The sequence below is a fragment of the Sulfuricurvum sp. genome (assembly GCF_028712165.1).
Lineage (GTDB): Bacteria > Campylobacterota > Campylobacteria > Campylobacterales > Sulfurimonadaceae > Sulfuricurvum.
The window spans coordinates 1-10,119 of the sequence record NZ_JAQTQR010000089.1 but is presented as its reverse complement, the minus strand read 5'-3'; the positions used below and the strand labels follow the sequence as shown (position 1 = coordinate 10,119).

Sequence of the window (10,119 nt, the reverse complement as noted above, 5' to 3'; positions counted from 1 at the left end):
ACTATAGTTACTTACCCTTTTTACGGGTAAGTACAAATGCAAAAAGTGCCACAACTGCTAATAGTATATAGATATTACCTTGCTCAACCATTTAGTTCTCCTAATAATTTTTTCATTATCTCGATGTGATAACTTTCCTGATAATTGATAAACTCAAAAAATGCAGCGAGTTTTTCATCCGTGATAGACGCAGAGAGTTTTCGGCACTCTTCTTTTGCGCTTTCTTCATCCATTATCCCTGAACGGAGAAATTTTCCCATATCAGTAATTTCATAGGTTCGTTGATGGATCGTTCTTGGGAGCGCCAAAATCCCCATTTTTGCCATCATCTCTCCAAAAGAGCGCAGATGAAAATGGGACTCATCAATCAGGTCTTGATAATGGCTGACCTGTGCCGCAGTTGTGGCACGAATTTGCTGATAAAAGTAGACCATGATGAGTTCATATTCTTTGTAGCTCTCTTCAAATAAGAAGTAGGTTAGCGCATCGGTTTCATCTGAATTTAGCAGAGAATCCGGCCAATGACGGGAACGATTAAAAGCAGTGATCGGTTCATCCAATGAACTTTTTTCGAGATAAGCTTCCAACGTCGAAAGGATATATATTTCATCGTTTCGCATCCGTTCACTCAAAGGTGTCGAGACGTAAAGAAGATTGAGAGTTTTGATTTCATTAATCGTAGTACGGATTAATTCAAAAAAAGAACTGATCTCAATTGTAAAACGGGGATCTCGTTCATAATCATAAACTGAATTATTTTCATATAGTGATCCGGCGAGCCATTTGAGATGACGAAATTCCATTTGGGAAAATTCATACAGGCGATTTTTTACCCACGGGTCAGTCACCGAAAAGGACATAAAGGCAATCCGTAGCCAAAGTTGGTGTTTACGTCTAAAAAGTGTTGCGTCGATCATTCCTCTACCTCACATTCCATACCGATTTCAATAGCGTAAAGCTCTTCTGAAGAGCCTTCGCTACGTTGGTGTTCATGAATCAAAGCCGCTTCAAACGCCGTAAGTACCATATTCGCACATGCTTGTTGTTTTAGCGGTCCAAGAGCGACTTTGTCTCGGAGTTTTTGTGCCGCACTTTGAGCATATGCAATGGTTTGCCCTTTGATCATCTCCGTAAACATTGAGCCTAAAACGACGGTATCTTGGCAGCCGTTGGTGGCGTAGCCGACTTCCTGCAGTGTTTTGTCTTTTGTTTCGATATAGAAAATGACAAACTCACCGCTCTTTTCACTGTGCCCGACCCCTACACCGGTAGGCGTTTTGAGAGGGCCATAGTTGCGCGGGTGCATGAGATGCTCGATGATCTCTTGATTTAGATTATTTTCCATATTTTTATTATACCGTACCTCATAGCCTCTCCTAAGAGATTTAACCGTACAATCGCGTTATGAAAACAATTACACCTGAACATCTACGTTATTTACCCACGACTCGTGCCGAAATGGATGCGCGCGGATGGGATCAATGCGATGTTATCCTAGTCTCCGGCGATGCCTATATTGATTCGCCGTTCATCGGAGTAGCCGTTGTAGGGCGGATATTGGAGAGGGAAGGGTACCGCGTCGGGATTATAGGACAGCCGGATATCAACACCGATGATGTGATGCGTTTGGGAGAACCGAAACTTTTTTGGGGAGTTAGCGGCGGAAGCGTCGATTCGATGGTCTCCAACTACACCGCAACGAAAAAATTTCGCAACAGTGATGACTACACTCCCGGCGGTGTCAATAACGCCCGGCCGGATCGTGCTGTACTCGTTTATACGAACCTGATCCGAAAGCATTTTAAAAATACGGTGCCTATCGTCCTCGGAGGAATCGAAGCGAGCTTGCGCCGTGTAACCCATTATGACTACTGGACGAATAAACTCCGTAAACCGATTTTGTTTGATTCCAAAGCCGATTACCTGATCTACGGTATGGGGGAGGGGGCGATTATCGCTCTGCCGAAAGCGTTAGCAAATGGTGAATCTCCGCATAACATTCGCGGTGTCTGTTATATCGCCAAAGAGCCGCGCGAAGGGTATCTAACGATACCTTCACACGCAGAGTGTTTGGAAAACAAAGAGAGTTATATCGACTTGTTTGATGCGTTTTACCATAACAACGATCCGATTTCGGCTAACGGTTTGTGTCAAGAAGTGGACGGACGCTACAGCATCCAAAACCCACCCGCCGATTATTTGGATGAGGCTGAGATGGACGCGGTTTCTGCATTGCCGTATACCCGTGAGCTTCATCCGTATCATCGACCCAAAGGGTCAGTTAAATGTCTGGAGACGATCAAGTTTTCCATCATGACCCATCAGGGATGCTGGGGAGAGTGTAACTTCTGTGCGATCGGTGTCCATCAGGGACGTACCATCCGAACCCGCAGCGAGGAATCGATCCTAAAAGAGGCGGCACAGTTTACCGAGTACAAAGATTTCAAAGGGATCATCAGCGACGTCGGAGGCCCTACAGCCAACATGTACGGCTATGAATGTACCAAAAAACTTAAACACGGGACGTGTACCCATCAGCGGTGCGTGGATGATACCCACTTGTGCAAATCGATGAACGTCAATCATACCCGTGTTATAAATCTCTTGCGTCGTTTGCGTGAAGTACGGGGGATTAAAAAAGCGTTTGTCGCTTCCGGTGTCCGTTATGATCTGATCAATGAAGACAAAAAGAACGGTTATGAGTATCTCAAAGAGATGGTGAAACATCATATCTCCGGACAGATGAAAGTCGCCCCTGAACACACTTCGGATCACGTCCTTCATCTGATGAACAAACCGGGCAAACAAACCCTTGTCGATTTTAAAAAACTCTATGATAAATTGAACAAAGAAGAGGGGAAAAAGCAGTTCTTGACCTACTATCTCATCGCCGCCCATCCGGGATGCACCGAGAAAGATATGCATGATCTGAAACGTTTCACGACGGATGAACTAAAAATGAATCCCGAACAGGCACAGGTCTTTACTCCGACCCCCGGGACGTATTCGGCGGTAATGTACTACACCGAAATGGATCCCGAAACCCATCAAAAAATCTTCGTCGAAAAAGATACGGCGCGTAAAGAGAAACAAAAGCAGATCGTGGTTGCTAAAGACTCTTTTAAAAGCGGCTTTGCGAGTTAAATCACAGAGCGTAAAAATAGTGGAACAATTTTTGCGCTCTTACCTCTCTTTTAGCTTCATTTACCTACAATAAACACTCATAAATCAATACTACGGAACCTCTTTGCGAATCGATAAATTTTTAAATGCGGTCAATCTGACCAAACGCCGTGCCGTCGCTCAGGATATGATCGGTGAGGGTGTTGTCTACATCAACGACAAAGCGGTAAAACCTGCTAAAAACGTTGTAGTAGGGGACATTATCACCCTCGTGTACCTCGAAAAACAGATGCGTTACGAAGTGCTCGCTATCCCGACGATCAAATCGACCCCGAAATCTCAACAGCACCTCTATGTCAAGGAACTCTCATGATCGCCACCAAAGCTCATTTTGAAGCGCTTTTTGAACATAGAATGGATGATAATGAGATGCGGGAGTTTTTACTCTCTCTTTCTCTCAATAGTGATACCTCTGCAGAGATGATCGCAACGGCGGCAGAGGTGATGCGTACTCACTCGATCATCCTTGAAGTCCCAACTGAGCTTAAACCCAAACTTATTGATGTGGTCGGAACTGGGGGAGACAAGAGCGGCAGTTTTAATGTTAGCTCCACCGTCGCACTTGTGCTCGCGGCAAGCGGTGCGTACGTTGCCAAACACGGCAATCGCTCTATCACTTCCAAATCGGGAAGTGCCGATGTGTTGGAGCATTTGGGGGTAAAACTTGATCTCACACCGGAACAAAGTTCGACTCTGCTCCAAGAGTGCGGATTTACCTTTTTATTCGCTCAATACCACCATCCGGCGATGAAGTTCATCATGCCGATACGCCGTTCAATCCCTGAAAAAACGATCTTTAATATCCTCGGACCGCTCACCAATCCGGTGGGACTCTCTAAAATACTTTTAGGAGTATTTGATGAAGTATTTGTTCCGAAAATGGCGGAAGCGGCGCGTGAGCTTGGGATGCAATCGGCTATCGTAGTGAGTTCACGCGAAAAGATGGATGAGATAAGCATCAGCGACATTACCTATGCGGGACATTTGAAAAACGGTGTGATCGATTATTTCGAGATCGATCCGCAGATGTTGGGGATCAAGAAAGCGCCGTTTGAAGCGATTCTCGGAGGGGAAGCGGAACAAAACGGCAAAATTCTCACCGATATTTTGAACAACCGTGCAACCGATCCGCAGCGGGATATGGTGCTGATCAATGCGGCATACGCTCTTGTAGCTGAGGGGATGGCACGCGATCCCCAAGAGGGGCTTGAGATTGCCAGAGATACGTTGCGCAGCGGTAAAGCGGCACAAAAACTGGATCAAATCGTATCGGTCTCTTCCAAACTATGATGAAATTGACATTAAGCGAATTACCGCAGGTGTGCGAGCGTATTGCAACGGAGCTTCCGCATGGGGGAGTCGTCGTTTTGCAAGGCGATTTGGCGAGCGGGAAGACGACTCTGACACAGGCGTTTGCCCGTTATCTCGGAATGGACGATACGGTTACCTCTCCGACGTTTTCACTGCAACAGCGTTACGGCGAAAAGCTCTATCATTATGATCTCTACAACTACGGATTCGATAAATTTTTGAGTTTGGGGATGATGGAAGAGTTGGAACGTGAAGGATACCATCTGGTCGAGTGGGGAGATGATACGCTCATCGATTTACTGAAACGATGCGGGATCGATTGCCTGATTTTAAAAATTACAAAATGCGATGAACAATCGCGATATTACGAGGTGCAGCGTGCATGAGTTAAAAGTGGATCATCTGGTCAAAACGATCAAAAATCATGAGATCGTTCGCGGTATCAGTATGGAACTGCGTACCGGAGAGGTAGTAGGACTCCTCGGACCCAATGGTGCGGGTAAAACAACGACGTTTTATATGATTTGCGGTTTGATCGAAGCGACAGGGGGCAAAGTCTACATCGACGGCGAGGATGTCTCCAATCTTCCTCTGCATCAACGCTCACGTATGGGTATCGGTTATCTTCCTCAGGAAGCATCGATCTTTAAGGACCTCACTGTAGAGGAGAACCTGATCATCGCGGCTCAGGCGGGTAAATTGAATAAAGAGATGGCGGAAAAACGGATCGAAGAGCTATTGGAGATGTTTAACATTGAGCCGATCCGCAACCGTCGCGGGATCAATCTCAGCGGCGGAGAGCGCCGTCGTGCGGAGATAGCCCGTGCATTGGTGAACAAACCGCGCTTTTTGCTACTGGATGAGCCGTTTGCGGGAGTCGATCCGATCGCAGTCATGGATATTCAGGGTGTTATATCGCAGTTAGTCGAGTACGGAATCGGAGTGCTGATTACCGATCATAATGTACGTGAGACGTTAGCGGTGTGTGATCGTGCCTATGTTATTAAAAGCGGGGAGTTACTCGCTTCGGGGACCAGTGATGAGATCGCTAATAATGCCGATGTCCGTCAACACTACCTCGGTGAATCGTTCAAGTTTTAGCATCGCATGTTACGGGTTAAAACAAGCGTTGAGCTCAAAAATAAGCTTTCCAATACCCTTCGCAACTGGCTGCCGATTTTACAATCCAGTCTCAGCGATTTGGGTGAAGCAATGGCTCCGTTTGTTGAGGGTAATCCTCTCATCGATATAAAATCGGGATATGAAGAGTCGTTTGAATCGAGAATCCCTAAAAAGATTCTTTACGGATATGTCCAAAATTCCCAAAGTGAAGTAATCGAAGCATTAACGGTTCAGACTAAAGGTTTGTACGAAGTGCTTGAAGAACAGATAGATACGTCGTTATTTCCAACGCCGATATCACGAGCAGCAGCAACCCATATTATCGAGAATCTGGATGAGGGAGGCTATTATGAGGGAGACAGTGAAGCCTTTTGTGCCCAAAATACTATCACGCTTGATCAATTCGAAAAAATTCGTCTCCGATTCATCCATGTGGAACCCGTCGGTATCGGTGCTCGAAATGTAAACGAATCCTTTTTATTTCAACTCGAATCCGCTACGATCAGTGATGAGGGATATACCCTTGCTCAGGAAATAATTAATCACTTGGAAGAGCTTGGAAATTATCGTAAAGAACCTGCTTTTGAAGAGGCGATGAGGGTTATAGGAAGTTTTAAAAATCCTCCTGCAATCGACTATCTCGAAGACTCGACACAGGTCATACCGGATTTGATGATCCATAACGATCCTGAGACAGGTATAGAAGTACGACTCAATGATCGGTATTATCCCGATATAACCATCGATGCGGCTTACGGGGTCGATCATCCGTTTGTCCGTGACAAGCTCAAAGAGGCGAAAAGTCTCGTCGATGCACTGGAGATGCGCAAGGCGACCTTATATAAAGTGGGATTGATGATCGTCGAATATCAGTATGACTTTTTCACCGGGGGGGCTGTAAAGCCACTAACGCTTAAAACATTAGCCGATGAATTTGGTCACAATCCCTCAACCATTTCCCGCGCTATTGCGAACAAATACATTGCCTGTGATCGCGGTATTTATCCGATGAAAGACTTTTTTACTACTGCTATCGATGAGGATGTTTCCAATGCCGCGATCAAAGATTATGTTGCGGAACTGGTCAAAAACGAATCGCACAAAAAACCGCTGAGCGATATGAAACTTCTCGAATTGATTCAGGATAAATTTAAAATTACCATGGTTCGCCGTACGATTGCCAAATACCGTAAACAACTCAATATTGCAGGCTCATCCGAACGCAAACAACTTTATCTTTTAGGGCGGTCGTGAAAGAGATACAAGCCTTTTTGGATGCTGAGGTAGCTGCGCGAAATTGTGAAGGCGAACTCTGCTTTGAGCGTCCGGATCCTCTTTTAATCGCACGCAGGTCAATGGATCAGCATCATGCCCTTACCTGCGCATTGTTCGCCTATGGGAGTGCCAAGGCAATCGTAGCCTTTTTATCCTCTTTGGAGGATGGTTTATGCGGTATGTATGAAACGGATTTACGGCAGAAATTGGCAGGAAAATATTATCGCTTTCAAACGACCGAAGATATTGTCCAATGGTTTCTTACATTGGGAGCATTGCAAGAGATCGGGGGAGCGGAAAAGGCATTTATGCACGGGTATGAAGCAACCGGAATGACCGGTGGTGTTACATCTTTGATCAGTACACTTTACGATCTGAATCCTTACCGCTCAACCGGGTATCAATTTTTGATCGGAAAACCGATTGTTACTATTCATAAGGCTTCAGCAATGAAACGCTGGATGATGTATTTACGTTGGATGGTACGTCATGATGCTTTGGATATGGGTTTATGGAGAGAGGTCAAACAAAGTGATCTGATTATGCCGCTGGATACCCATACGTTTAATGTTTCACGTCGTTTTGGACTGTTACAACGTAAACAGTGTGATATGAAAGCAGCTATAGAATTGACAGAGATGCTAAAACGGTTCGATCCACTTGATCCGCTTAAATACGATTTTGCATTGTATCGAATCGGCCAGGAGAAGATGGCATTAAATACTTAATGCAGTTGGCTTTCCTGTATAGTACCCTTGTGAATAGGTGATATCTATACTTTTTATATGATTAAATATTTCTTCTGATTCTACGTATTCCGCTATTGTTTTTATCCCAAGTTTAGAAGCAAAATCAGCAATCGAATTAAGGACAATAGCATGTTTCGGGTCTGTGTTGATATTTCGGATCAGTGAACCGTCAATCTTAATGTAATCGACATCAAGACGTAGAATATTTTCCAGACTGGAATATCCGGTGCCATAGTCATCAATGGCAATTTTGGAACCGAGTTTTTTCATACGATGGATAAAGTGGGTAACGGCATCAAAGTTATCGATACCTTCCGATTCTAATATTTCAAAAACAATGCGATGGGCTGTATCGGTTTGTACAATGGTCTCTTCGATAAAACGGACAGTTCCGGGATCGAGAATATCGCGGATTGAGAGATTGACCGAAAATTCTTCATTTCGATTCTTGAACGTATTACAGGCATGCTCAACAACGGTTCGGGTGATTTGGGGATAAAGACGGGTTTTTTGGGCCGTTTTGAGAAAATCCAATGGAGGGATAATATTAGCAGATTCATCGATCATCCGTACGAGAGTTTCATATTTTTCGATTCGCCCGCTTTGCGTAGAAACAATCGGTTGATAAAAGCAGGTAATGCGTCCTGCATTAAGAGCTTTATGGATTGTTGACGTGAGGGCAATATTAGCCTTGTACTGCTCTTCTATATGGCTTTCTCCACTATAAAATGCTATGTGCGTACTATTTTCTTTTGCTTGATGCAAAGCGATATCGGCATGCGTCAGAGAAACTTCCGGTTCAGCATCGATTCCGATCGTGACGCTAAGGGATACACTCTCTTCGCCAACACTAAAAGGGTGATCCATAAGTCGATGAACTAAACGTTCACAAAGCATTTCAAGGGCCTCTTGTGTTAATTCTTCTTCAAAAAGTATCGCAAATTCATCTCCACTGAGACGATAAGGGCTGAAATCAAGTGCTTGAAGCCACTGCCCCATTTGTTTCAGTAAATTATCACCGATGGCAAATCCGAAGAAATCATTTATTTCCCGAAAATTTTGGAGATTAATAATAATCAGTGCTTTGTATGAATGTCGATCCATATCATATTGAAGCCGATGTCGGTTGGGAAGCCCAGTTAGAGGATCTTCAAAACTTTGTGAGATTAATTGTTTCGTTTTTTCCTCAACTTTTGTTTCGAGGATTTCATTCACTTCTCGAAGTTCATCAGTAGCAGAACGCACTTTGGCTCGTAAAAAGGATGCCGTTCCTTGGAGTGTATTACGATAAATGAGCAAAAACGGCAAGGCTCCAAGAAAGACGATAAAGGATGTCGCGATAGATTTAAATGCTGCAGCATTGGAGAGTTTTTTAATGGATCCTACTTCGATATCGGCACCGATGACGTAATGCAAGCCAGATGGTGTAGTGTAAGGTATATATAGACTTCGATATTTTACCGTTTGATCTGATTGTTCTTTTGTATCCCAGATAATTTTATTACTTTTTAACGCTTTGATAATTCCCGGATTCATCGGATAAATATCATAAAAATGGGTCAGAATCTGACTGCTGGTAAGTCCGTGATTGCGTGCACTGCTGGAGGTAAAATGGAGGTTTCCTCTATTGTCTAAAATAAGTGAATAAAGATTCTCAACCCCTTGCGTATGGGCTAAACTTGTAAGGGCATTAATGGTATCCGCATCATCAACAGCGGAGGGTGCAGCGGCTAAAACTCTCTCTTGGTAACGATCCCCTATTAGAATACTTGCCGATTTAACGGCTTGTTCTAGCGTTGTATTAATATTTTGATTGATTAGTTTTTGTTCGTGATTAAAATGGTAGTAACCTAATGTAATCAAAGTAGCGATAAAAAAGAAAAATGCGAAAAAAAACTTTTTAGCATCAAGCTGCATTTCTACTCCAATCCTCTTATAAAATATTATTTATTATTATTGAAAGAAGTGTAGCATACTTCAATCAAAAAAAACAATGGGACACATATTAGTTTTATTTTTTTACCGTATAGTGTAAATGTGGTACAATCTCATCTTAAAATAAGCGATATAAGAAGTTTGCACGGGTATGAAAAAAATTTTAATCGTCAGTGACGGAGCTATCGGTCATCACTATATTGAGCGTGTGATCGGTACCTATACAAGTGAAAATCTTTATTATGTCGTTCAAACACAAGAGAATGATTTTCAAGGATTTAACCCCGCTCGATTTAAATTTTTTCAATTTGATACCACCAGCTTTTACAAAATTTCCAATTTGTTGAAAATGGATTTTTGGCAAGTCGTATTGGTAATGGAAAATGCGAACGATTTAGAACATACGATTAAAAATATACGAATGTATAAACCCTCCATTCGTATCGTTGCATTGGATATGTGGAATGCGGCGAGTCCAGAGGACGATATCGAATGGGTGAATATGCAAGAACTCATTGCTGCAAATTTGATTGACTATCTCCCT

10 protein-coding genes and 1 pseudogene are annotated in these 10,119 nt (G+C 43.5%); 8 read left to right on the top strand and 3 right to left on the bottom strand.

From position 1 onward, the window contains the following. Positions 1–83: 83 nt before the first annotated feature. Together PHP90_RS12685 and PHP90_RS12680 are read right to left on the bottom strand one after the other, a co-directional pair. Positions 84–917, bottom strand: a complete 834-nt coding sequence (locus PHP90_RS12685; protein WP_299930623.1) for an iron-binding protein — start codon at positions 915–917, stop codon at positions 84–86. Further along, entirely contained in the window at positions 914–1,345 is a 432-nt protein-coding gene (locus tag PHP90_RS12680) for an iron-sulfur cluster assembly scaffold protein (protein ID WP_299930620.1), read from the bottom strand. The genes PHP90_RS12685 and PHP90_RS12680 overlap by 4 nt, the downstream gene beginning before the upstream one ends. A 59-nt stretch (positions 1,346–1,404) precedes the next feature. Between PHP90_RS12680 and PHP90_RS12675 the strand changes: the two genes are divergently transcribed. The 7 genes from PHP90_RS12675 (at position 1,405) to PHP90_RS12645 (ending at position 7,619) form a co-directional block, all read left to right on the top strand. Then, positions 1,405–3,144, top strand: a complete 1,740-nt coding sequence (locus PHP90_RS12675) for a YgiQ family radical SAM protein (RefSeq protein WP_299930617.1) — start codon at positions 1,405–1,407, stop codon at positions 3,142–3,144. Positions 3,145–3,247: 103 nt separating this feature from the next. Beyond that, the gene (locus tag PHP90_RS12670; protein ID WP_299930614.1) at positions 3,248–3,496 is read left to right on the top strand and encodes an RNA-binding S4 domain-containing protein; all 249 of its coding nucleotides are present in this window, start codon (positions 3,248–3,250) and stop codon (positions 3,494–3,496) included. Continuing rightward, positions 3,493–4,473 carry an anthranilate phosphoribosyltransferase gene (trpD, locus tag PHP90_RS12665; RefSeq protein ID WP_299930611.1) on the top strand — a complete coding sequence of 327 codons (981 nt, stop codon included), beginning with the start codon at positions 3,493–3,495 and terminating at the stop codon, positions 4,471–4,473. The genes PHP90_RS12670 and trpD overlap by 4 nt, the downstream gene beginning before the upstream one ends. Continuing rightward, positions 4,473–4,880 (top strand): tRNA (adenosine(37)-N6)-threonylcarbamoyltransferase complex ATPase subunit type 1 TsaE, encoded by a 408-nt coding sequence (tsaE, locus tag PHP90_RS12660; protein WP_366141126.1) that lies wholly within the window; start codon positions 4,473–4,475, stop codon positions 4,878–4,880. Before trpD ends, tsaE begins: the two co-directional genes overlap by 1 nt. Further along, a complete protein-coding gene (gene lptB / locus PHP90_RS12655) occupies positions 4,873–5,595 on the top strand; it encodes an LPS export ABC transporter ATP-binding protein (protein ID WP_299930605.1) in 723 nt (240 codons plus the stop codon). Before tsaE ends, lptB begins: the two co-directional genes overlap by 8 nt. Positions 5,596–5,601: 6 nt before the next feature. Beyond that, entirely contained in the window at positions 5,602–6,870 is a 1,269-nt protein-coding gene (locus PHP90_RS12650; RefSeq protein WP_299930602.1) for an RNA polymerase factor sigma-54, read from the top strand. Continuing rightward, positions 6,867–7,619 carry a TIGR02757 family protein gene (locus PHP90_RS12645; protein WP_299930599.1) on the top strand — a complete coding sequence of 251 codons (753 nt, stop codon included), beginning with the start codon at positions 6,867–6,869 and terminating at the stop codon, positions 7,617–7,619. The genes PHP90_RS12650 and PHP90_RS12645 overlap by 4 nt, the downstream gene beginning before the upstream one ends. Here PHP90_RS12645 and PHP90_RS12640 read toward each other — a convergent pair. After that, positions 7,608–9,557, bottom strand: coding sequence for a bifunctional diguanylate cyclase/phosphodiesterase (locus tag PHP90_RS12640; RefSeq protein WP_299930596.1), 1,950 nt, complete (start codon positions 9,555–9,557; stop codon positions 7,608–7,610). The two genes, PHP90_RS12645 and PHP90_RS12640, sit on opposite strands and share 12 nt — an antisense overlap. Before the next feature lie 169 nt (positions 9,558–9,726). On the opposite strand from PHP90_RS12640, the pseudogene PHP90_RS12635 reads away from it, so the two are divergent. Continuing rightward, positions 9,727–10,119, top strand: a pseudogene (locus PHP90_RS12635) (potassium transporter TrkA); the annotation flags it as partial.